Annotated in this window: 23 protein-coding genes and 1 pseudogene; all 24 read left to right on the top strand. The window is 37.9% G+C overall.

Annotated elements, in window-relative coordinates; all coding sequences use genetic code 11:
• Positions 1 to 7: 7 nt before the first annotated feature.
• The 24 genes and pseudogenes from ffh (at position 8) to fliE (ending at position 23,598) form a co-directional block, all read left to right on the top strand.
• The gene (gene ffh / locus ACHZEU_RS08655; RefSeq protein ID WP_404804351.1) at positions 8 to 1,366 is read left to right on the top strand and encodes a signal recognition particle protein; all 1,359 of its coding nucleotides are present in this window, start codon (positions 8 to 10) and stop codon (positions 1,364 to 1,366) included.
• A 94-nt stretch (positions 1,367 to 1,460) separates the two neighbouring features.
• Positions 1,461 to 1,733 carry a 30S ribosomal protein S16 gene (gene rpsP, locus ACHZEU_RS08650; protein ID WP_004269411.1) on the top strand — a complete coding sequence of 91 codons (273 nt, stop codon included), beginning with the start codon at positions 1,461 to 1,463 and terminating at the stop codon, positions 1,731 to 1,733.
• A 15-nt stretch (positions 1,734 to 1,748) separates the two neighbouring features.
• Positions 1,749 to 1,982, top strand: coding sequence for a KH domain-containing protein (locus tag ACHZEU_RS08645; RefSeq protein ID WP_004269410.1), 234 nt, complete (start codon positions 1,749 to 1,751; stop codon positions 1,980 to 1,982).
• A 373-nt stretch (positions 1,983 to 2,355) separates the two neighbouring features.
• On the top strand, positions 2,356 to 2,871 hold the full coding sequence (rimM, locus tag ACHZEU_RS08640; protein WP_054550508.1) for a ribosome maturation factor RimM: 516 nt from the start codon (positions 2,356 to 2,358) through the stop codon (positions 2,869 to 2,871).
• Positions 2,871 to 3,608 carry a tRNA (guanosine(37)-N1)-methyltransferase TrmD gene (trmD, locus tag ACHZEU_RS08635; RefSeq protein ID WP_066037837.1) on the top strand — a complete coding sequence of 246 codons (738 nt, stop codon included), beginning with the start codon at positions 2,871 to 2,873 and terminating at the stop codon, positions 3,606 to 3,608. The genes rimM and trmD overlap by 1 nt, the downstream gene beginning before the upstream one ends.
• Before the next feature lie 116 nt (positions 3,609 to 3,724).
• Positions 3,725 to 4,069: pseudogene (gene rplS / locus ACHZEU_RS08630) on the top strand (50S ribosomal protein L19).
• Between the two features lie 105 nt (positions 4,070 to 4,174).
• Positions 4,175 to 4,744 (top strand): signal peptidase I, encoded by a 570-nt coding sequence (lepB, locus tag ACHZEU_RS08625; RefSeq protein ID WP_048391637.1) that lies wholly within the window; start codon positions 4,175 to 4,177, stop codon positions 4,742 to 4,744.
• Positions 4,745 to 4,801: 57 nt separating this feature from the next.
• A complete protein-coding gene (ylqF, locus tag ACHZEU_RS08620) occupies positions 4,802 to 5,677 on the top strand; it encodes a ribosome biogenesis GTPase YlqF (RefSeq protein WP_048391635.1) in 876 nt (291 codons plus the stop codon).
• A gap of 164 nt (positions 5,678 to 5,841) precedes the next feature.
• A complete protein-coding gene (locus ACHZEU_RS08615) occupies positions 5,842 to 6,603 on the top strand; it encodes a ribonuclease HII (protein ID WP_279494176.1) in 762 nt (253 codons plus the stop codon).
• A gap of 56 nt (positions 6,604 to 6,659) precedes the next feature.
• On the top strand, positions 6,660 to 8,549 hold the full coding sequence (locus ACHZEU_RS08610; RefSeq protein ID WP_404804350.1) for a hypothetical protein: 1,890 nt from the start codon (positions 6,660 to 6,662) through the stop codon (positions 8,547 to 8,549).
• Complete coding sequence (locus ACHZEU_RS08605; RefSeq protein WP_404804349.1) at positions 8,546 to 8,848, top strand: EscU/YscU/HrcU family type III secretion system export apparatus switch protein; 303 nt, start codon at positions 8,546 to 8,548, stop codon at positions 8,846 to 8,848. Before ACHZEU_RS08610 ends, ACHZEU_RS08605 begins: the two co-directional genes overlap by 4 nt.
• Before the next feature lie 162 nt (positions 8,849 to 9,010).
• Complete coding sequence (gene sucC, locus ACHZEU_RS08600; RefSeq protein WP_036080495.1) at positions 9,011 to 10,171, top strand: ADP-forming succinate--CoA ligase subunit beta; 1,161 nt, start codon at positions 9,011 to 9,013, stop codon at positions 10,169 to 10,171.
• A gap of 17 nt (positions 10,172 to 10,188) precedes the next feature.
• Entirely contained in the window at positions 10,189 to 11,091 is a 903-nt protein-coding gene (gene sucD, locus ACHZEU_RS08595; RefSeq protein ID WP_004229280.1) for a succinate--CoA ligase subunit alpha, read from the top strand.
• Between the two features lie 198 nt (positions 11,092 to 11,289).
• Positions 11,290 to 12,186: a DNA-processing protein DprA gene (gene dprA / locus ACHZEU_RS08590; protein WP_404804348.1), complete on the top strand. Its 897-nt coding sequence runs from the start codon at positions 11,290 to 11,292 to the stop codon at positions 12,184 to 12,186.
• Positions 12,187 to 12,277: 91 nt separating this feature from the next.
• On the top strand, positions 12,278 to 14,356 hold the full coding sequence (topA, locus tag ACHZEU_RS08585) for a type I DNA topoisomerase (protein ID WP_279494181.1): 2,079 nt from the start codon (positions 12,278 to 12,280) through the stop codon (positions 14,354 to 14,356).
• Between the two features lie 19 nt (positions 14,357 to 14,375).
• Positions 14,376 to 15,689 (top strand): FADH(2)-oxidizing methylenetetrahydrofolate--tRNA-(uracil(54)-C(5))-methyltransferase TrmFO, encoded by a 1,314-nt coding sequence (gene trmFO, locus ACHZEU_RS08580; protein WP_016994086.1) that lies wholly within the window; start codon positions 14,376 to 14,378, stop codon positions 15,687 to 15,689.
• Positions 15,690 to 15,976: 287 nt separating this feature from the next.
• Entirely contained in the window at positions 15,977 to 16,876 is a 900-nt protein-coding gene (xerC, locus tag ACHZEU_RS08575; protein ID WP_004229272.1) for a tyrosine recombinase XerC, read from the top strand.
• Positions 16,877 to 16,897: 21 nt separating this feature from the next.
• Entirely contained in the window at positions 16,898 to 17,443 is a 546-nt protein-coding gene (gene hslV / locus ACHZEU_RS08570) for an ATP-dependent protease subunit HslV (RefSeq protein WP_004229270.1), read from the top strand.
• The gene (hslU, locus tag ACHZEU_RS08565) at positions 17,443 to 18,843 is read left to right on the top strand and encodes an ATP-dependent protease ATPase subunit HslU (protein ID WP_279494185.1); all 1,401 of its coding nucleotides are present in this window, start codon (positions 17,443 to 17,445) and stop codon (positions 18,841 to 18,843) included. Before hslV ends, hslU begins: the two co-directional genes overlap by 1 nt.
• Before the next feature lie 87 nt (positions 18,844 to 18,930).
• Entirely contained in the window at positions 18,931 to 19,710 is a 780-nt protein-coding gene (gene codY / locus ACHZEU_RS08560) for a GTP-sensing pleiotropic transcriptional regulator CodY (protein WP_004229266.1), read from the top strand.
• A 315-nt stretch (positions 19,711 to 20,025) separates the two neighbouring features.
• Positions 20,026 to 21,375: an IS1182 family transposase gene (locus ACHZEU_RS08555; RefSeq protein WP_279494186.1), complete on the top strand. Its 1,350-nt coding sequence runs from the start codon at positions 20,026 to 20,028 to the stop codon at positions 21,373 to 21,375.
• 1,033 nt (positions 21,376 to 22,408) lie between these two features.
• Positions 22,409 to 22,801 carry a flagellar basal body rod protein FlgB gene (flgB, locus tag ACHZEU_RS08550; protein ID WP_048391621.1) on the top strand — a complete coding sequence of 131 codons (393 nt, stop codon included), beginning with the start codon at positions 22,409 to 22,411 and terminating at the stop codon, positions 22,799 to 22,801.
• Positions 22,802 to 22,804: 3 nt separating this feature from the next.
• Complete coding sequence (flgC, locus tag ACHZEU_RS08545) at positions 22,805 to 23,266, top strand: flagellar basal body rod protein FlgC (protein WP_054550512.1); 462 nt, start codon at positions 22,805 to 22,807, stop codon at positions 23,264 to 23,266.
• A 26-nt stretch (positions 23,267 to 23,292) separates the two neighbouring features.
• Positions 23,293 to 23,598, top strand: a complete 306-nt coding sequence (gene fliE, locus ACHZEU_RS08540; protein WP_004269303.1) for a flagellar hook-basal body complex protein FliE — start codon at positions 23,293 to 23,295, stop codon at positions 23,596 to 23,598.
• The last annotated feature ends 102 nt before the right edge of the window (positions 23,599 to 23,700 follow it).

Raw genomic sequence — 23,700 nt, 5'->3', positions numbered from 1 at the left:
GAAAGCAATGGCTTTTGAAGGATTAGCGGAACGACTCCAAGGAACGATCCAAAAGATTAAAGGCAAAGGAAAAGTGTCAGAGCAAGACGTTAAAGAAATGATGCGAGAAGTCCGATTTGCTTTAATCGAGGCGGATGTTAACTTAAAAGTAGTCAAAGAATTCGTGAAAAAGGTAAGTGAACGTGCTGTCGGTGTTGATGTTATGCAAAGTTTAACACCAGGTCAGCAAGTTATTAAAATTGTACAGGATGAACTAACAGAATTAATGGGGGGCGAACAAAGTCCYWTTAWKTTTAATACGAAGCCACCCACTGTCATTATGATGGTTGGTCTACAAGGTGCGGGTAAAACGACCACTACAGGTAAATTGGCAAATGTTCTACGAAAAAAATATAATCGTAAACCATTATTAGTTGCCGCTGACGTTTATCGTCCAGCAGCTGTCCAACAATTACAAACATTAGGAAAACAGTTATCACTACCTGTTTTTGCGCTAGGTACTGAGGTATCTCCTGTAGAAATTGCACGTCAGGCAATTGAATTGGCAAAGGAAGAGCATCATGATGTAGTGATTATTGATACAGCTGGTCGACTTCATATCGATGAAGACCTAATGCAAGAGTTAAAGGATATTCGTGCATTAAAAGAGCCAGATGAGGTTTTCCTAGTTGTTGATGCCATGACGGGTCAAGATGCAGTCAATGTAGCAGAAAGCTTTAATGAAGCAATCGGTATTACTGGGGTTGTTTTAACAAAACTTGACGGTGATACGCGTGGTGGTGCTGCATTATCTATCCGTTCTGTGACGCAAAAACCAATTAAATTTGTCGGGATGGGCGAAAAAATGGATGCGCTTGAACCATTCCATCCAGAGCGTATGGCGTCTCGTATATTAGGTATGGGCGATGTTCTGTCCCTTATCGAGAAAGCTCAGGCAAATGTAGATGAAGCCAAGGCAAAAGAATTAGAAGAAAAGTTTAAATCTCAAACATTTACTTTTGATGATTTTGTCGAGCAATTACAGCAAGTCAAGAAAATGGGCCCTCTTGATGAAATTTTAAAAATGCTACCAGGTGCTAACAAAATCAAAGGCTTAGATAATGTAAAAGTTGATGATAAGCAAATGGGGCGTGTAGAGGCCATTATTTACTCGATGACGCCTGCTGAAAAGACCAACCCAGAAATCATTAATGGTAGCCGTAAAAAGCGTATTGCGAAAGGCTCTGGGACATCTATTCAAGAGGTGAATCGTCTCATTAAACAATTCGATGAAATGAAAAAAATGATGAAACAAATGACTGGAATGGCAAGTGGTAAAGGGAAGAAAAAAATGAAATTACCAGGCTTTGATTCATTGTTTAAATAATAATTTTTAGGTGTTAAGAAAAAACACTTTACAAACAACCTAAACATTGATAATATACTATCTTGTGTGAAACTTATTCGGAGGTGCTATTAAAATGGCAGTTAAAATTCGCTTAAAACGTATGGGAGCTAAAAAATCTCCTTTCTATCGTATCGTAGTTGCAGACGCTCGTTCACCACGTGATGGTCGTCAAATCGAAACAGTTGGTACTTACAACCCACTAACTCAACCAGCTACTGTAAACATTGATGAAGAGAAAGCTCTTAAATGGTTAGCTGACGGTGCAAAACCATCAGATACAGTACGTAACCTGTTCTCAGAACAAGGTATCATGGAAAAATTCCATAACCAAAAATTCAGTAAATAATCGGGGGCGACGTCTTTGAAGCAGCTGATTGAAGCAATCGTTTTACCGTTAGTCGATTATCCAGAAGAAGTTCGTATTGAGACGGATGAAAATGCAAATCGAATTGTTTATAAACTTTTTGTTCATCCAGAGGATAGAGGGAAAGTCATAGGCAAGCAAGGGCGAGTAGCAAAAGCGATTCGTACAATTGTTTATTCAGCGGCAGGTAGTCACCATCAAAAGAAGACCTACGTCGATATATTGGATTAATAGAAAAGATTTTCACGCTCTTGCAACAAGTACTAGTGAGTCCTGATAGGTGTGTTTACATGTCGCTTAGGAGTTCAAAGTGGCCTTTTAGTATAAAGCGTAAAATCTGGACGAAAAAGGAGGGAGCTTGTAGGTTCCTYCCTTTTTTTATCTTTTTTTAACATCAGCATATCGCTATAACTTCTATTTAAGTGGAAATTAAAGCTTAAATAAGGAGTATAGATAAAGGATATTGCTTATATTATTGTTGACAAGACAAATGAGTCTTAGCTAAAACTACATTCTTCCAAAGCACATCTGCAAGAACGGAACCTTTTTTGGATGAGCCAGATGCATTGTGAAGATAAGCATTTTTTTTACGAGGTGAAATAGAATGGAATGGTTTAATGTAGGTCGAATTGTCAATACGCACGGTATTCGTGGTGAGGTACGTGTATTATCGACAACAGACTTTGAAGAAGAGCGTTTTGCAGTAGGAAATAAGCTTGCTGCCTTTAAAAAAGATGATAAGAAGCCAACCTGGGTAACGATTGACTCTATGCGTCGTCATAAAAACTTTATTTTATTAACTTTTGAAGGCATGAACAATATCAACTTGGTTGAGCCATTTAAAGAAGGCATGCTGAAAGTGACAAAAGATCAAATGACTGATGATCTTCTTGAAGAAAATGAGTTCTTTTTCCATGAAATAATAGGCTGCACAGTTATTTCTGAAGAGGGCGAGACAATCGGTATAGTAGCAGATATCCTGCAAACAGGGGCAAACGATGTATGGGTAGTGAAAGGGACTAAGAAAGAACACTATATCCCTTATATAGAAGATATCGTGAAAGATATTGATGTTAGGGACAAAAAAATAGTCATTCATGTTATGGAAGGCTTATTATGATGAATATTCATGTATTGAGCCTGTTTCCTGATATGTTTTCAGGTGTTTTTGGTGCATCTATTTTAAAGAAGGCACAAGAAAAGGGAGCTGTAAATTTAGAGGTAACGGATATTCGTACATTTTCAGGGAACAAGCATAATCAGGTTGACGACTATCCATATGGTGGTGGTGCAGGTATGGTATTAAAGCCTGAACCAATGTTTAGTGCAGTAGAGGCTATAACTGCAGGGAAACAGCCGCGTATCATATTAATGTGTCCTCAGGGCGAACGATTTACGCAGAAAAAAGCAGAGGAGCTAGCGCAGGAGACAGAGTTAGTGTTCTTATGTGGTCATTATGAAGGCTATGATGAGCGTATACGTCAGCATCTTGTGACAGACGAGATTTCCATTGGCGATTTTGTCTTAACAGGTGGAGAATTAGGCGCTATGACTGTTATTGATAGCGTAGTTAGATTGTTACCTGGTGTCTTAGGACAAGAGGATTCTCATATTCAGGATTCTTTTTCAACAGGTCTCCTTGAGCATCCACATTATACACGTCCTGCGGAGTTCCGTGGCATGAAGGTACCTGATGTTTTATTATCGGGGAATCATGCTAAAATTGAGCAATGGCGAGAGGAACAGTCGCTGAAAAGAACTTTTGAGCGCCGTCCTGACTTACTGGAGCAATACCCATTAACAGACAAGCAAAAATTGTATCTAGAAAAACTAAAAAACAATCGTCTAGATGCTTGATTGCCGAATCTATTTATGATAACATCTAATCTGTACTTCTATGTGGAGTACTGAATTACGGTGTTCCGCTGTGGCATAGATTGCGTGCAAGAGCATCTGTCTAAGGAGAGAAAACAATGTCAAACATTATTGCAGAAATTACAAAATCTCAGCTTCGCKSTKWTCTACCAACTTTCCGTCCWRGKRAWMCWGYTWRKRWACRSKTRAAAGTAGTAGAGGGTACKCGTGAACGTATCCAAATTTTCGAAGGYGTAGTAATTAAACGTCGTGGTGGCGGAATTAGCGAAACTTTCACAGTTCGTAAAATTTCTTACGGTGTAGGTGTTGAGCGTACATTCCCTGTACACACACCAAAAATCGCTAACTTAGAAGTTGTACGTCGTGGTAAAGTACGTCGTGCTAAACTTTACTACCTACGTAACCTACGTGGTAAAGCTGCTCGTATTAAAGAAATTCGATAATTATGACTTAAAAGTGAGGGGCTTGTGTTCAAGCCTCTTTTCTTTTTGCTTGTCATCTTTATTCACTATCATCTAAAMTGGTGTTAGACAAGGGGGCAATTCTCAATGGAAAAACAAGTGAAAGAAAAAAATGAATTATGGGAATGGACAAAAGCACTATTAATTGCATTTGCGATAGCTGCAGTTATTCGATATTTTTTATTTACACCCATTGCAGTTGATGGAGAGTCCATGATGCCAACCCTTGAAGATGGCGACCGAATGATTGTGAATAAAATTGGTTATAAAATAGGTGAGCCTAAACGTTTTGATATCGTTGTATTTCATGCACCCGAACAAAAAAATTACATAAAGCGTGTAATTGGATTGCCAGGAGATACATTAGAGTATAAGGATGATCAATTGTATATAAATGGTGAGCCAATTGAAGAACCCTATTTAGATGCCTATAAAGCGCAAATCACAGAGGGAACTTTAACAGAAGATTTCACCTTAAATGACATTGATGTTTCCTTGGATAGCAATACCATTCCTGAGGGGTATATCTTTGTTATGGGAGATAATCGTCGATATAGTAAAGACAGTCGACATATTGGTCTTGTTAACCAAAAAGAAATTATCGGTAATACCAGTCTGATTTTCTGGCCATTTAGTGATATAAAAATTGTAAAGTAATGTAAGAAAGGGAGAGCATAATCACTCCCTTTTTCTTTTAGTTTAGGAGGTATAGCTGTGACGATACAATGGTTTCCAGGGCATATGGCTAAAGCCCGACGTGAAGTAACTGAAAAATTAAAGCTTGTCGATATTATCTTTGAATTAATAGATGCACGTTTACCGCTATCCTCACGTAATCCGATGATTGACGAAGTCATTAACCAAAAACCTCGTCTTTTGATCTTAAATAAAGCGGATATGGCAGATGAACAAGAAACACGGAAATGGGTAGAGTATTTTGCAAAGCGTGGCCATAAAGCAGTAGCCATTAACTCACTTGAGGGCAAGGGCTTACAGCAAGTCACAAAAGCGGCACAAGATATTTTAAAAGAAAAATTTGATCGCATGAAAGCAAGAGGAATGAAGCCTAGAGCTATTCGTGCCATGATTGTGGGTATTCCAAACGTGGGAAAATCAACATTGATAAATCGATTAGCGAAAAAAAATATCGCTAAAACAGGCAATACACCAGGTGTGACAAAGGCACAGCAATGGATCAAAGTTGGTAAAGAGCTTGAACTATTGGATACACCAGGTATTTTATGGCCAAAGTTTGAGGATCAAGAAGTAGGCTTTAAATTAGCTTTAACCGGTGCTATTAAGGATACTATTACAAATATGGAAGACCTAGCTGTCTATGGATTACGCTTCTTATCTAATCATTATCCAAAGCGTATGGAAGAGCGTTACGGTCTTGAGTTTATCCATGAGGAGTTAGTGGATACTTTTGACCATATTGGTAAGCTGCGTCGTGTGTTTGGTCCTGGTGGAGAAATAGATTATGATCAAGTAGCTCAACTAATTGTTCGAGATATCCGTGGATTACAATTAGGTAAACTTACCTTTGATTTTGTGGATGAACAGTTAGAAAAGGAAACTGAACAATTATAAGTATTTAAAACTGTCACACGTTCTTTTGTGACAGTTTTTCTTTTAGGAATACATTTTTTAACCGATAATGACTATAGAGAGGAAAATAGTTTTCAAGTTAAAGAGACTACATAATAACTGAACATGATATAGTTTGAATGAATAGAAGCAAGAAGGAGTACACAATGAAAACGATTAAGGAAATTACAACTGCATTGAAAGCTGCTGAGGAATGGCAAGATTGGATGAAAGAAGTTGCAGCCGATGAAAGAGCAGGTGTACAAAAGGCATGGCTAACTTGGCAAAAGAGACAAGATAAAAAACATCAATTACTGCAAGAGCATCAAAAAAAAGTTACATTCGATTTAAGCTATGGGGGAACAGATACATTTATTGCGGGTGTAGATGAAGCAGGAAGAGGACCACTAGCAGGGCCAGTCGTAACGGCAGCAGTAATTTTACCAACAAATTGTGAGGCACTTGTTGGTCTGAATGACTCAAAGCAATTATCGAAGGATAAACGAAACGGCTTTGCTAAATTAGTTAAAGAGCATGCCATAAGCTATTTTATTCATTTTCAATCTGCCCAACAAATTGATGAACTGAATATATATGAGGCAACAAAACAATCTATGAAGGTAAGTGTTGAATCATTGTCAACGAAGCCGGATGTTGTTTTAGTAGATGCTATGACATTACCTATTACAATTCCTCAAGATTCGATTATAAAAGGAGATGCTAAGAGCTTAGCGATAGCAGCTGCATCCATTTTAGCTAAAACGGCACGGGATGAGTATATGGAGCAATTAGACGAGGAATTTCCAATGTATGGCTTTGCGCAACATGCAGGGTATGGGACTAAGCAACATTTAAAAGCGTTAGAAGAATTTGGACCGACTATGCACCATCGTAAATCATTTGAACCAATAAAATCTATGTTTTCATAAAGCTAAAAAACGGTAGACAATTACACGAAGGAGTAATTGATGAAAGGAGTATGTATATGACAGCCACATCATTTAATCCAATTCAGATGCAGCAAAATGCAATGACTTCGACAAATCAACCACTTGCTTTAAAACAAGGACAAGTATTTCATGGAACAATTAAGCAATTATATCCAGATCAAATGGCAGAAATACAAGTAGGTAATCAAAAATTTATAGCTAAATTAGAAGTGCCGTTAAAAGCTGGGGATGCCCATTTCTTTCAGGTAACAGGGACAAATCCACAAACGGAATTGAAAATAGTGACTGGACCGATGGCGCAGGCATCTACACCAAGTCAGCAAATTAATCAGTTATTAGAATCCATGAATTTGCCCAAATCTGCAGAGATGCAGCAATTATTAGGGCATTTTATGAAAGCGCAGCTACCCATTTCTAAAGAACAAATGCTGCAAGCTGAAATGTGGTTAAAGGCATTGCCAGAGGGTATATCAAAAGTAGATGCTCTACAAACCATTCAAAAAATGATAGAGCTTAAAATGCCTATGATGAACGATGTGTTTCAAGCATTGATGAGTGGTCAAAAGACATCTGGTATGACCGCTATCATGGATAACTTTGCTCAGCTTTTAGCGAAGGATACAACCCTATCTGAGTCATTGAGGCAAAATTTAATGCAACAAGTACAAGCGATTGCCAAGCCCTTTGAAGTAGAAACAGGTAGTGCAGTGCTTGCAAGGCTTTTACAAAGTTTAACGAATAGTTCTGCGACAATGAATGAAAAAATGCAAGCTTTATCAATGCTAAAAGAGTCGGGGATTCTCCCCCAGCAGGCTACATTGCAAAACTGGTCAAAAATGAATGAAGCAAAAGCCTTTCAGCCAATACAGCAAGCTGGTCAAGTTATTCAAACCATTCTTGCTACAAAGCCAGAAAATGCTAGACAACTGGTGGAACAGCTTAAATCATGGACCGAAAGTCAAAATTTATTAACGAATGAGCAAAAACAGCAAATCAATCAGCTGGTGGATCGTTTCAATCAGCTACCAGTATCAAAACAAACGCTAGATGTTTTTGCTAAACAAATGCAGGATCAGTTATTAAAAGCTTTTACTCAAAATACAGCTGATCGTTTATTTACACAGGATGCCCACACACTTTCGATGAAAGATCATTTGTTATCCTTATTTAAACAAGAGGCCAATTCTCCTTCACAGAATGAGGCACTCATGCGCAATCTGGTGAAAAATAGTATTGATTCTTCGCAACCATTTATACAGCAAGTTGTGACACAAGCAGAAGCACTAGTACAAAATTCAATGGATAGTAAAGCGATGGAACATGCACTTAAAACGGTGTTGAAAAATTTAGGAATTAGCTACGAGGCTACACTCGGAAGCAAGTCGGCTGATTTACACATGATTGCGCATCAGCTAAAGCCACAGCTTCATACATTATTGCAGGAAACTAATATACCACCTCAAATGAAGGAAGCGGCAGAGATGCTTATGACGCGTATGAATGGAATGCAGCTATCTTCAGGAGAAAATGGTCATCAACATCAGCTCATCATGCAAGTTCCACTTGAATTTTTTGGCAAGAAGATGGATGCAACCTTACAATGGAATGGTCGCATGAAAGATAATGGCAAAATTGATGCTAACTATGCACGCGTATTATTTTATTTACAAATGGCATCTATGCAAGAAACAGTGATTGATATGCAGGTTCAAAATAGAGTTGTCACAGTAACGGTCTTTAATGAAAATTCGGAAATTCAATCACTTGCTGAGCCGTTAAAGGCTGCTTTAAAAATTGGCCTGGCTGAAAAAAATTATCAACTTTCAGGTGTGTTTATTAAACAATTTGACAAAGGGCAAACGGAAAAAGTAGATCCTGTAGTAGAACAGCGAGAGGAGCAGAGTGGGGTGGATATCCGCGTATGAGCGAAGAAAAACTTACTCGAAAAGAGGCAATTGCGCTTACGTATAAGCTTGGTCAATTTGATAGTCCCACTGTTGTAGCAAAGGGAAAAGGGAAAATTGCCGAGAACATTTTGGCAAGAGCAAATGAGCATAATGTGCCGATTTATGAGGATCCTAACCTTGTGCAGTTACTTGGTCAATTAGATKTAAATGAGTCTATTCCTGAAGAATTATAKCAGGCAGTAGCAGAAGTTTTCGCATTTATTTATCGTTTGGATCAGCAACATGCGCAAAAATATAGAAAAAATGAATTATTCTGATTATTTTTACAAGCTGTTTTAGTACACAAAATAGAAAAAAGCGTCATAATAAGAGAGAAAATTCGAACTAAAGACAAAGTGTAGACTTTATCAGAATCTTTCGTTAGAATAGTCTATGTTAGTAAAACAATTCTATGCAAATGTGTGATGGGAGGATGTATTATGAATATCCATGAATATCAAGGGAAAGAGATTCTGAGAAAATATGGTGTAGCTGTACCAAACGGAAAAGTTGCTTTTTCCCCTGATGAAGCAGTAAAAGTAGCGAAGGAACTTGGCTCAAACGTAACAGTAGTCAAGGCGCAAATCCATGCAGGTGGACGCGGTAAAGCAGGCGGTGTCAAAATCGCTAAAAACCTTGACGAGGTGCGCACATACGCAAAAGAGTTATTAGGAAAAATTTTAGTGACTCATCAAACAGGTCCAGAAGGAAAAGAAGTAAAACGTTTGTATATTGAAGAGGGTTCTGATATCCAAAAAGAATACTATTTAAGTCTAGTATTAGACCGTGCCACATCTCGTGTAACAGTGATGGGATCTGAAGAAGGCGGTATGGATATTGAAGAAGTAGCAGAAACAAATCCGGAAAAAATCTTCAAAGAAGTTGTAGATCCTGTAGTTGGATTAACAAGCTTCCAAGCACGTCGTATGGCGTTCAATATGAATATTCCAGCAAACCTTGTAGGGAAAGCTGTTAAATTAATGTTAGGCTTATATCAAGCATTTATCGACAAAGATGCATCAATTGTAGAAATTAATCCACTTGTTGTAACTGGGCAAGGCGAAGTAGTAGCATTAGATGCTAAATTCAATTTTGATGCCAATGCATTATATCGACATAAGGATATTGTCGAATTACGCGATTTTGACGAAGAAGATGCAAAAGAAATCGAAGCTTCAAAATATGACCTAAGCTATATTTCATTAGATGGAAATATTGGCTGTATGGTTAACGGTGCTGGTCTTGCAATGGCAACGATGGATACAATTAGTTATTACGGCGGAAGCCCTGCTAACTTCCTAGATGTAGGGGGCGGTGCAACAGCTGAAAAAGTAACAGAGGCTTTCAAAATTATCCTTTCTGATCCAAACGTAAAAGGCATTTTCGTAAACATCTTTGGTGGAATTATGAAGTGTAACATTATTGCTGAGGGTGTTGTAACGGCTGCTAAAGAGATTGGTTTAGCTGTGCCATTAGTTGTACGCTTAGAAGGTACAAATGTTGAACTTGGAAAAGAAATTTTAAATGCATCTGGTTTAAACATCGTTGCAGCGGATTCAATGGCTGACGGTGCACAAAAAATTGTGGGACTAGTAGGCTAAGGAAGGCAGGGAGAACAATGGCTGTATTTATTAACAAAGATACGAAGGTAATTGTACAAGGGATTACGGGCGAAACAGCTCTTTTCCATACGAAGCAAATGCTTGAGTATGGTACTAAAATCGTAGCAGGTGTAACACCAGGTAAAGGTGGACTTGAAATCGAGGGAGTTCCTGTTTTCAATACAGTAGCAGAAGCTGTAGCTGCAACAGGTGCTACAACTTCAGTTATCTATGTACCTGCACCATTTGCGGCAGATGCAATTTTAGAAGCTGTTGATGCTGAATTAGAATTAACAATCTGTATCACAGAGCATATTCCTGTCCTTGATATGGTTAAGGTTAAACGTTATATGGAAGGCAAAAACACTCGCCTAGTAGGTCCAAACTGTCCAGGTGTTATTACAGCTGATGAATGTAAAATTGGTATCATGCCTGGTTATATTCATACAAAAGGCCATGTAGGAGTTGTTTCTCGTTCTGGTACATTAACATATGAAGCAGTACACCAATTAACACAAGCTGGAATTGGTCAAACAACTGCAGTAGGTATTGGTGGAGACCCTGTCAACGGTACAAACTTCATTGATGTACTTGAAGCCTTTAATAATGATCCAGAAACATACGCAGTTGTTATGATTGGTGAAATCGGTGGTACAGCTGAGGAAGAAGCAGCGGCATGGATTAAGGCAAATATGACAAAACCTGTTGTAGGCTTTATTGGTGGACAAACTGCACCTCCTGGCAAACGTATGGGTCACGCTGGTGCTATCATTTCTGGTGGTAAAGGAACAGCAGCTGAGAAAATTAAAGCAATGAACGAAGCTGGTATTGAAGTTGCAGAAACACCTTCTGTAATTGGTGAAACATTGATTAAAGTAATTAAAGAAAAAGGGCTATACGAAAAGTGTAAAACCCATTAAAATGGAAGATGTAGCCATTACGGCTACATCTTTTTCATTATTTATACACTGTTTATCATACTTCATTCAACAATTACCTACTTACTTATGAAGAAATGAACAATTTTGTGGCAGATGTTATAAATAATAATGCAATGTTGTGTTGAAAATTATCATGCGGTCATTTAATTTCKTCTATTATAAAAGGAGGTTTATTGAATGATTCTCGCAGTAGATACGCAGAGATTACTAGCCTTACATTATGTGTACCCATTACCACTACAGAAACTTCAGCAATTGTTGTCCCCTSTGAATATTTTAAGCTCTTTTGAAGACATTCATTATGACGACCTCGCAAAAGTTTTACAAATATCGGCACAAAAAGCACATCAACTTTCTCAGCGCTTTCGACAAATTATGACAACACCACTTGAAGAGGCCTATGCACGGGCTAATATATTCCCCATCCCATTTTATCATCCCTATTTCCCGGCGCAATTATTTGAAATATCAAGTCCACCTACTGTATTGTATGTGAAAGGTCAATATTCCCTGTTAACAAACAAAAAACAGATAGCTATTATAGGCTCTAGGAAGGCGACAGCGTATTCAAAAAGAGCGATAGACTTAATTGTCCCGCCGCTTATTCAACGTGATTATACGGTTGTTAGTGGGCTTGCAAGAGGTGCAGATACAATGGCACATAGGGCGACTATCGATATGGGCGGTCATACAATAGCTGTGCTTGGACATGGTTTTAATTATCTCTATCCATCAGAAAACCGCATTCTTGCTACGCAAATGGCAGAGCACCAGTTATTAATGACAGAATATCCTCCTTATATGAAGCCTGAAAAATGGCATTTCCCAATGCGTAACCGAATCATTAGTGGTTTATCTCAAGCATTAGTTGTGACAGAAGCGGCATTAAAAAGTGGCACGCTTATTACAACAGAGCTTGCATTAGAGCAAGGAAAAGATGTGTTTGTGGTGCCAGGACCTATAGACGCAACGCAATCAAAAGGGACAAATCAATTGCTTTTTGAAGGAGCAATTCCCATAGTGAATGGTCATCAAATCATTGAAACATTAGACCTCTTTTCTAACAAAAATTGAAAAAAAGTTGCATTATCTTAAAATCTGTTATACATTTTGCAACAGGTAACTTAAAAAATTAGTAATAGACCTCGCTAAGGGGGAGACATAGATGGCGGATTATTTAGTGATTGTAGAATCACCAGCAAAAGCAAAAACAATTGAACGGTATTTAGGAAAGAAATATAAAGTGAAAGCGTCGGTTGGACACGTACGGGATCTTCCACGTAGTCAGATGGGCGTTAGCGCGGAAAATAATTTCGAGCCTAAATATATTACGATACGTGGTAAAGGACCTGTGTTACAGGAATTAAAGTCTGCTGCTAAAAAAGTAAAGAAAGTTTATCTAGCGGCCGATCCAGACCGCGAGGGAGAAGCAATTGCTTGGCACCTTGCGACTGCATTAAATATTGATATTCACTCAGATTGTCGTGTTGTATTTAATGAAATTACTAAAGATGCAATTATAGAGTCTTTTAAAAACCCACGTCCAATTAACATGGATTTAGTAGATGCGCAGCAAACAAGACGTATATTGGATCGACTTGTTGGCTATAACATTAGCCCAATTCTATGGAAAAAGGTAAAAAAAGGTTTATCAGCGGGTCGGGTACAATCTGTAGCACTACGCATGATCATTGATCGTGAAAATGAAATTAAAAACTTCCAACCTGAAGAATATTGGACAATTGAAGGAACGTTTGAAAAGGGAAAAAAATCATTTGATGCCCTTTACTATGGAAATGGTAAAGACAAAATAAAATTAACAAATGAAGCACAAGTAAAGGCAATCTTAAAAGATGTTAAAGGAACAAACTTTGATGTTGTCAATGTAACGAAAAAGGAACGTAAGCGTAATGCTGCACCAGCCTTTACAACATCATCTTTACAGCAAGAAGCTGCACGAAAATTAAATTTCCGTGCTAAGAAGACCATGATGCTAGCTCAGCAATTATACGAAGGTATAGATATTGGAAAAAAAGAGGGGACAGTCGGGTTAATTACTTATATGCGTACCGATTCCACACGTATTTCTGATACGGCAAAAGCAGAAGCGGTTACGTACATTGAGGATAAATATGGAAAAGAATACATTGCAACAGAAATAAAACAAACAAAGAAAGCTTCAAATGCACAGGATGCGCACGAAGCAATACGTCCAACAAGTACAATGCGGACACCAGATGAATTAAAGGCGGTACTTAGCCGTGATCAGTTACGCTTATATCGCTTAATTTGGGAGCGCTTTATTGCGAGTCAAATGGCACCGGCAGTACTTGATACTGTAGCTGTAGATCTTCAAAATGGTGATGTTTTATTCCGTGCAAATGGCTCACAAGTTAAATTCGCAGGCTTTATGAAACTATATATTGAAGGTACTGATGATCAAACTGAAGAGACGACAAAACTTTTACCTGAGATGGAAATTGGTGATCAAGTAAAATCGCTTGAAATCGAGCCTAAACAACATTTTACACAGCCACCACCACGTTATTCTGAGGCGCGACTTGTTAAAACAATGGAAGAACTAGGAATTGGGCGCCCGTCCACATATGCACCGACCCTCGATACAATTCAGCGCCGTGGCTATGTTGTATTAGATGCTAAACGCTTTATGCCAACAGAGCTAGGAGAGATCGTACACCAACTCGTACTAGAATTTTTCCCAGATATCATAAACATCGAATTCACAGCACAAATGGAACAAGATTTAGATGATATTGAAGAAGGCAATCGACAATGGAAAAAAGTTGTGGAGGAATTTTACAAAGACTTTGAAGTCCATGTAAAACATGCGGATGAAGCTATGGAAAAGGTTGTCATTAAAGATGAGCCTGCAGGAGAAGACTGTGAGCTTTGTGGATCTCCAATGGTCTTTAAGCTTGGACGATATGGCAAATTTATGGCTTGTTCTAATTTCCCGGATTGTAGAAATACAAAAGCGATTATGAAGCCTATTGGTGTGAAATGTCCTTCCTGTGAAACGGGCGAAATTGTGGAGCGAAAAAGTAAAACAAAGCGTCTATTCTATGGTTGCAATCAGTATCCTGAATGTGAATTTGTCTCATGGGACAAGCCGATTAATAGACCATGTCCAAAATGTAGTGCATTATTAGTAGAGAAAAAGATAAAAAAAGGTGTGCAAATTCAATGTACGAAGTGTGACTATGAAGAAGCACCAACTCAATGATAGGAAGATGGTAAGAAACATGACTGAACAAGTAGTAAATGTAATTGGAGCAGGGCTGGCAGGTAGTGAGGCAGCTTGGCAAATTGCTAAGCGGGGTATAAAAGTTAAACTTTATGAAATGCGTCCAGTAAAGCAGACACCAGCGCACCATACTGATAAATTTGCTGAGCTTGTTTGTTCTAACTCATTGCGGGCAAACGGGTTAACAAATGCTGTAGGCGTTATAAAAGAAGAAATGCGTATGTTAGATTCTGTTATCTTAAAGGCAGCAGACCAATGTTCAGTACCTGCTGGAGGTGCCTTAGCAGTAGATCGTCACGAATTTGCAGGGTATGTAACTGAAACTGTGAAAAACCATCCACTAGTGGAGGTTATTCATGAAGAAGTCACAGAAATTCCAGAAGGTATTACAGTTATTGCAACAGGACCATTAACTTCAAAAGCTTTAGCTGAAAAAATTCAAGGTTTAACGGGTTTAGATTATTTATACTTTTACGATGCAGCAGCACCTATTATCGAAAAAGATAGTATTGATATGAATAAAGTTTATTTAAAATCTCGTTATGATAAAGGGGAAGCGGCTTATTTAAACTGTCCTATGACAAAGGAAGAATTCGATCGTTTCCGCCAAGCATTAATCGAAGCTGAAGTTGTACCATTGAAGGAATTTGAAAAAGAAATTTACTTTGAAGGTTGTATGCCAATTGAAGTCATGGCAGCTCGTGGAGAGAAAACTATGTTATTTGGTCCGATGAAGCCAGTAGGTCTTGAGGATCCAAAAACAGGAAAACGTCCATATGCAGTTGTTCAACTTCGTCAAGACGATGCAGCAGGCACGCTTTACAACATTGTAGGCTTCCAAACGCATTTAAAATGGGGGCCACAAAAGGAAGTGCTACAGCTCATTCCTGGGTTAGAGAATGTAGAAATTGTTCGCTATGGCGTCATGCACAGAAACACCTTCATTAATTCACCGAAAGTTTTAGAAAAAACATATCAACTTCGTGAGCAAAAGAATATTTTCTTTGCAGGTCAGATGACTGGTGTAGAAGGCTATGTTGAATCAGCAGGTAGTGGATTAATTGCAGGAATAAATGCAGCTCGTTTAGCATTAGGACAAGAACCAATTATTTTCCCATTCGAAACGGCATTAGGAAGCATGGCGCGTTATATAACAGAAGCACAGTCGAAAAACTTCCAGCCTATGAATGTAAACTTCGGCATCTTCCCTGACTTACCACCTGGGCGTCGTTCTAAGCCAGAGCGTGCGGAAATGCATGCAACACGCGCAATAAGCACAATTCGAAATTTTGTGAATTCACAAACAATTTAATTGCCAAAAGCCTCTAAAAGTTGTTATACTCTTAGAGGCTTTTTCTTTTTGTAGACAAAATGCTTAATTAGACGTATTTTATTATTTTGTATGGAGTTTTTCTCAAAATATAACTATTTACACTTGCTATATTATGAAGATAGGTTTAGTGTCAATATGTATGTTTATTAATGATCAGGAAAACGATACAAACTTGTAAGAGATGACAAAGGATTGTATATCCGTTATATTACAAGTGTCAGTCATTTAAGAAAATTATTAATAAATTATTGGTGGTGAATCTTTCTGTGTTAGTTTCGTCCCAAGATGCACTCGAACAGTTCATGCTTTACATCCAAGTTGAAAAGAACTTCTCTGTTCATACAGTGCGAGAATATGAATCAGACCTGCTAGATTTTTTAACCTTTTTACAAACGGAGGGAATCGATGATTTAGCAAGTGTTGAATATATACATGCACGTCTTTATGTAACAAAGTTGTACGATGAGAAAAGGGCAAGGGCTTCTATTTCAAGGAAAATTTCCTCAATACGCTCCTTTTTTCGCTTTCTAAATAGACAGTACGGATTAGATGACGGAGCCTTTCGTTCGCTTTATCATCCAAAAAAAGAATCACGTTTACCTAATTTTTTCTACGAAGAGGAATTGAAACAGTTATTTGATGCGAATACTGGTGATGATTTGAAATCATTAAGAAATATAGCTATATTAGAGCTGTTATATGCAACAGGTATTCGTGTGAGTGAACTGACTTCAATTCAAGTAGAGGATGTAGATTTTCATTATTCGATTATACGAGTAATGGGAAAAGGTCGAAAAGAACGAATCATTCCATTTGGTCAATTTGCGAGTTTAGCAATGCAGGACTACATAGAGCAAGCTCGTCCACGATTGATGAAAAAAACGAATCATCTGCAGTTGTTTGTCAATATGCGTGGTGGGGAACTTACTCCTAGAGGGGTACGTCATATTTTAAACGAAATGATTGATAAGGCCTCACTCCATACGAAAATTTACCCACACATGCTTCGCCATACTTTTGCTACTCATTTATTGAATAATGGCGCAGATTTACGGACGGTGCAGGAGTTATTAGGTCACTCACATTTATCTTCTACACAAGTTTACACACATGTAACAAAAGAGCATCTTCGTCAAACATATATGAATGCTCATCCAAGGGCATAATAGAGCTAAGGAGGAAGGCAGATGGGACAAATTCATGCAACAACGATATTTGCGGTTCATCATAACGGAGGCTGTGCTATGGCTGGTGATGGTCAAGTAACATTGGGAAATGCAGTTGTGATGAAGGGTACAGCAAGGAAGGTCAGACGTCTGTTTAATGGGCAGGTCCTCGCTGGTTTTGCAGGTTCAGTTGCTGATGCCTTTACACTTTTTGAAATGTTTGAAGGCAAATTAAATGAGTATAACGGTAATTTGCAACGGGCAGCCGTTGAGGTAGCGAAGCAATGGCGTGGTGATAAAATGCTGCGCCAGCTAGAAGCAATGCTACTAGTAATGGATAAAACGACTTTATTACTCGTTTCGGGTACAGGAGAAGTGATTGAACCTGATGATGGCATTTTGGCCATTGGCTCTGGAGGCAATTATGCATTGTCTGCAGGTAGAGCATTAAAAAAATATGCAGGTGAAACAATGACTGCTCGTGAAATAGCTGAAGCGGCATTAGAAACAGCTGCTGAAATCTGTGTATTTACAAATCATAATATTATCGTGGAGGCGCTGAACTAATGACACAAAAAAATTTAACGCCAAGACAAATTACTGAGCATTTAGATCGTTACATTGTTGGGCAGAATGAAGCTAAGCGAGCAGTAGCAATTGCGTTACGAAACCGCTATCGTCGTTCGTTGTTAAATGAAGATATGAAGGCTGAAGTTATTCCAAAAAATATTTTGATGATTGGGCCAACTGGTGTCGGCAAAACAGAAATAGCCAGAAGGATTGCAAAGCTTACCAATGCACCTTTTGTAAAAGTTGAAGCGACAAAGTTTACCGAAGTAGGCTATGTGGGTAGAGATGTTGAATCAATGGTCCGTGACTTGGTAGAAGCTTCTCACCGTCTAGTTAAAGAAGAAATGATGGAGTCTGTCAAGGAACAAGCAGAAGAATTAGCAAATGAAGCAATCGTGAAACTTTTGGTGCCTTCTTTACGTAAAAAACAGGCGATGCAAAATCCGTTTGAAATGCTATTTGGTGGGAAAGAACAACCAACAAATGATGATTCATCAGCAGATGATGGAGAAGTTCGCTCGAAGCGTGCTCAAATTGCCATTGATTTACGCAATGGTAAGTTAGAAAATGAGTGGGTTACTGTAGAGGTAACAGAACAAAATCCATCCATTTTTGATGCGTTACAAGGAACTGGGATGGATATGTCTGCGAATGGTGGTATGCAGGATATGCTCTCTAGTTTAATGCCTAAAAAACAGAAAAAACGCCGTGTGCAAGTAAAAGACGCGCGTCGTATTTTAACAATAGAAGAAGCAAATAAGCTGATAGATGCTGATGAAGTAGCACAGGAAGCCATTAATAGAGCTGAGCAAACGGGTATCATTTTTATTGACGAAATCGATAAAATTGCTAGTAAAGAAGGAAATACTTCGGCGAATGTCTCCCGTGAAGGAGTTCAACGTGACATTTTACCAATTGTAGAAGGTTCTACGGTTACAACAAAGTATGGTGCAGTGAAAACGGATTATATGCTGTTTGTTGCTGCTGGGGCATTTCATATGTCAAAACCATCAGACCTAATTCCCGAGTTACAAGGCCGTTTCCCAATTCGAGTAGAGCTAGAAAAATTAACAAAACAGGATTTTGTTCGTATTTTACAAGAACCAGATCAATCATTAATTTTGCAATATAAAGCACTTTTAGAGACAGAAGGCGTAGAAATTCATTTCACGACAGATGCTATTGAACGAATTGCTGAGATAGCAACTGAAGTGAATCAGGAAACAGACAATATCGGAGCTCGTCGTTTACACACGATATTAGAACGTTTACTGGAAGAACTATCGTTTGAGGCATCTGAAATTGCGCCTGCCAGTATCCCAATCAATGCGGCGTATGTGGATCAAAAACTTGCGGGAATAGTAAAAAACAAAGATTTGTCACAGTTTATACTGTAAGATAAAGCTGATTAGTATCATTCAATAATAAAAACCTTTAGAATATTTAGTAAATACTCTTCGGATTATTTATAGGAGGAACATATAATGAATTTATTAGAAAAAACACGTAAAATTAACTCGATGCTTCAAGCTTCTGCTGGTAAGCCAGTAAACTTTAAGGAAATGGCCGATACATTAGGCGATATTATCGATAGTAATGTCTATATTTTAAGTCGTAAAGGTAAATTATTAGGTATTTCAATTCACCAACAAATTGAAAATGAACGTATGAAAAAAATGTTCGAAGAGAGACAGTTCCCAGAAGAATATACACATAGCTTATTTACGATCTCTGAAACATCATCAAATTTAGATATTAATAATGAACATACTGCTTTCCCGGTAGAAAATAAAGATTTATTCCAAAATGCTTTAACAACAATTGTACCAATCGTTGGTGGTGGTGAGCGTTTAGGAACATTAATCCTTGCTCGTTTATCTTCACAATTTGAAGATGATGATCTAATTTTAGCTGAGTATGGTGCAACAGTGGTTGGTATGGAAATTTTACGTGAAAAGTCGGAAGAAATTGAAGAAGAAGCTCGTAGCAAAGCTGTCGTGCAAATGGCTATTAATTCACTTTCGTACAGTGAGTTAGAGGCAATTGAACACATTTTCGAAGAACTTGATGGTAATGAAGGCTTACTAGTTGCTTCTAAAATTGCTGATCGAGTGGGTATTACACGCTCGGTGATCGTAAATGCATTACGTAAACTTGAATCAGCAGGTGTCATTGAATCTCGTTCTTTAGGTATGAAAGGTACTTATATTAAAGTACTAAACGATAAATTCTTAAATGCTTTAGCAGAAATTAAAATGAAATAAATACTTCTTTTAATAAGCTAATGAAAGCGTCTATGGTAAACATAGACGCTCAGACTGTAGACAAACTCAATGAATTTTGAGTTTGCCTACAGTCTTTTTTCTTTTACAATAAAATAAAGTAAAGCCGTTGATTTCCACTACGGGCGGACGCTTTCCGCGGGCGGGGTCGAGCTGCTTCCCTCGCTTCGCTCAGTCCAGGATCTCGACTTTCCCGCTTTTCCCGCAGGAGTCGCCACCCTTCGTTCCAATCAACTTCTACATAAATAATTCCTTATTCATCTATTGATAAAAAGTACACTTTCGAGGTGATCAACCATGATGACGAAAAATCAAATCAATGAACGTGAACAATTAGAAATGCTAACGATTGATCAATTAGTTCCCCAAGATCATTTAGTACGAAAACTAGAGGCGGCTATTGATTTTTCATTTATCTATCCTTTAGTAGAAAACCTCTACTCTGCCAAAGGACGCCCTAGTATTGATCCTGTTGTTCTCTTTAAAATGACGTTTATTCAGTACGTTTTTGGTATACGGTCCATGCGTCAAACCATCAAAGAAATTGAAACGAATATGGCGTATCGTTGGTTTTTAGGATTTGGCTTCCAGACAGAAGTCCCGCATTTCTCTACCTTCGGTAAAAATTATGTCCGTCGCTTTCAAGACACTGATATATTTGAGCAGATATTCTATCGTATATTAAAAGAGATTATGCATCAAGGACTCCTCCATGCAGACCATTTATTTATCGATTCTACGCATGTGAAAGCGAGTGCGAATAAACGAAAGTATGATAAAAAAGTTGTGCGAAAAGAAACACGGGCTTATGAAGAGAAACTTCAATTAGAGTTAAATATTGATCGTGAGGAACACGGAAAAAAGCCCTTTTCCCCGGAGAAATTTGAAAAAGAAGAATGGAAAGAAATAAAGGAAAGCACGACAGATCCTGAAAGTGGATATTACGTGAAGGATGAACGTACGAAACAGTTTGCGTATTCTTTTCATGCAGCGACAGATGAAAAGGGCTTTGTCTTAGGTGCCATTGTGACTCCGGGAAATGTGCACGATAGCCATGTATTGCAGCCACTTGTTGAAAGAGTCATTCAAAACGTTCAAAAACCAATCGCTGTTGCGGCAGATGCAGCCTATAAAACACCAGCGATTACGAACTTTTTATTAGAGAATCAAATGTTGCCTGTTCTTCCGTATACACGACCTAAAACAAAAGATGGATTCTTCCGAAAGCATGAGTATATATATGACGAGCATTATAATTGTTATCTTTGCCCACAAGGGCAGATATTGAAGTATGCAACTACGACGAAAGAAGGATATCGGCAATATAAATCGAATCCTTTGATTTGTGCGAAGTGTCCAAGCCTTTCCCAATGTACAGAAAGTAAGCATCATCAAAAACTCATTCAACGCCATATCTGGGAGTCGTATGTGGAGGAAGCTGAACATTTACGCCATTCCTATGACATCAAACAAATTTATGCAAAGCGCAAAGAAACGATTGAGCGTGTCTTTGCCGATGCAAAAGAAAAGCATGGTATGCGATGGACAACCTTAAGAGGTCTGAAAAAATTGTCCATGCAGGCGATGCTTACTTTTGCTGCCATGAATTTAAAGAAACTGGCTACTTGGACGTGGCAGGCAGCTTAAGAAGGTATCTATGCTCGAAGAGTATGTTGAATTTGGTAGTATATTACCAAATGTTAAAGATAAAATAGGAAGAAAAATGACAAAAGCCCATCGAAAGTGAACTTCTCGATGGGCTTTTGTCTACAGTCTGAGCGTCTATGGTAAACATAGACGCTTTTTATGTTGTTGAAAAAGATAATATTGAAAAAGACCTTTTAGAAAGGTGAGGGGTGCTTTAGGTTTCGTCATCGTCCAATCAAGAGGAGCGTACAATGAATCCGTTAGTCGAACATGAGGAAAAGTGACTTTTAAGACTAGTGATTGTAATTTTTGCTTTTAATGTAGAACGGTGGAGTAGAAGGCTAATTGATTCCCCTGTGAGAAAGGGGAGACCTTAAACAGAGCGGTAGTTTTGTACTTTAAACTGAGTGAGAGAGAAGTATAGTGGCAAGCAGGTAGTGTGGAATGAAAGCCGTTTTCATCTTTCATAAAATGTATTGTTTTTCAAAACAATGATGGTGTCTATGGTAAATATAGACGCTTTTTTGTGTATTTTCGAAATTTTAGGGCATTTGTTTTTTAGAGAATTAATATAAAAACATGGATTTCGTTGCTTTTATCCTAAAAATGTTCGATAATTTGTCACTACAATTAGCATATAAAAAATGCTGATATGTTACTTTTGAATAATGGTGAATAAACTTATAGTCACTGTATAAAAAATACTCCCATAGTGATTAAACTAGTAAAAAGGGACCTTTATTTAAAAGGATTAAAAAAGGCGATAAACCTCATAAAAAGGCATTTTTCACAATAAAATCGTAAACACTGTCGAAATGGTGTAAAATAACTAGATGATTATTAATCTTTACTGAAGCCTAGAGACGCAAAGGATGGGGAAGTTTTGTCATGGTTGAGAGGGAGAAAAAATAGGGCGTATAGACTATTAAAAAGTGACAAAAGACAATAGACACTAGGTATCATCTTAATTACAATTGTATTATTGGATAAATTAACAAGTACATAGATTTTAAATAAAATGAGGTGAACAGTTTTGAATTTATTTGGAGGAACTATTAGTAGCCTGGAAAATGGACTTTCCTATGCCACTTTAAATCATAAAACAATCGCAAATAATATCGCGAATGTCGATACACCTAATTATAAGGCGAAAAATGTTAGTTTTAAGGATATGTTGGAAGAGCAGAAGAGCATAGCTATTTCTGCATACCGCACTGATAATAGACATTATGATTTCACGTTTCGACAATCTACACCAGGTGTCAATATTGTTGAGAACTTGCGATATAGAAACAATGGCAATGCTGTAGATATGGATGCTGAGCAAGCGAAATTAGCAGAGAATCAAATTTATTATAATGCTCTAATCGATCGTGTTAATGGGAAATTAAACACATTGAATACTGTTATTAAAGGAGGTAAGTAATAGATGTCTATTTTTCATGGGATGAATACCACTGCCTCCGCATTAACAGCGCAGCGTTTACGTATGGACGTTATTTCTTCTAATATGGCTAACATGGATACAACTCGCGCTCGTCAAGTGAATGGGGAATGGGAACCATATCGACGTAAGTCCGTGACGCTGTCAGCTCAAGAAGGACAATTTTCTAATTTTTTGAATATAGCACTAGGTAAAAATGCAAAAAGTGGTGTTGGTAATGGTGTGAAAATTACTCGAATCTCAGAAGATCAAGAAACACCTTTCAAACTTGTATATGACCCAACTCATCCAGATGCGAATGCAGATGGTTATGTAAACATGCCTAACGTCGATCCATTAAAAGAAATGGTTGATTTAATGTCGGCTACTCGTTCTTATGAGGCGAATATAACTGTATTTAATGCGAATAAATCCATGCTTACAAAGGCTTTAGAGATTGGTAAATAAATTTAAGTAGAAAGGAAGATACATACATGGCCATTTCGTCCATTTCGCTAATGACACCTACTCAGGTTGTAAATAACACGAATAAACTGAATGCTACACCTTATGAAGCGCAACAAAGCTTCGCGAACTCGTTAAAAGAAGCAATTGCAAAAGTAAATGATCAACAAATAACTTCTGATAAATTTACTCAGAAGCTAATTAAAGGTGAAGATGTGGAGTTGCATGAAGTGATGATTGCTTCGCAAAAGGCAAGCATTACCCTAAACGCAACAATTGAAGTTCGCAATAAGGTGATTGAAGCTTACCAAGAAATAATGCGCATGAGTGTTTAATTTTATTGTAAAGATAAGAAACCTCTTTTCAATATAAATTAACAACCACAAATCAGAGTGGCTCATTATGTTCGCAAATTATTGATGGCTAGGTTATTCACT

This window comes from Lysinibacillus sp. S1 (assembly GCF_044986265.1).
GTDB classification, from domain to species: domain Bacteria; phylum Bacillota; class Bacilli; order Bacillales_A; family Planococcaceae; genus Lysinibacillus; species Lysinibacillus capsici.
This window is presented reverse-complemented; position numbering and strand designations above follow the sequence as displayed.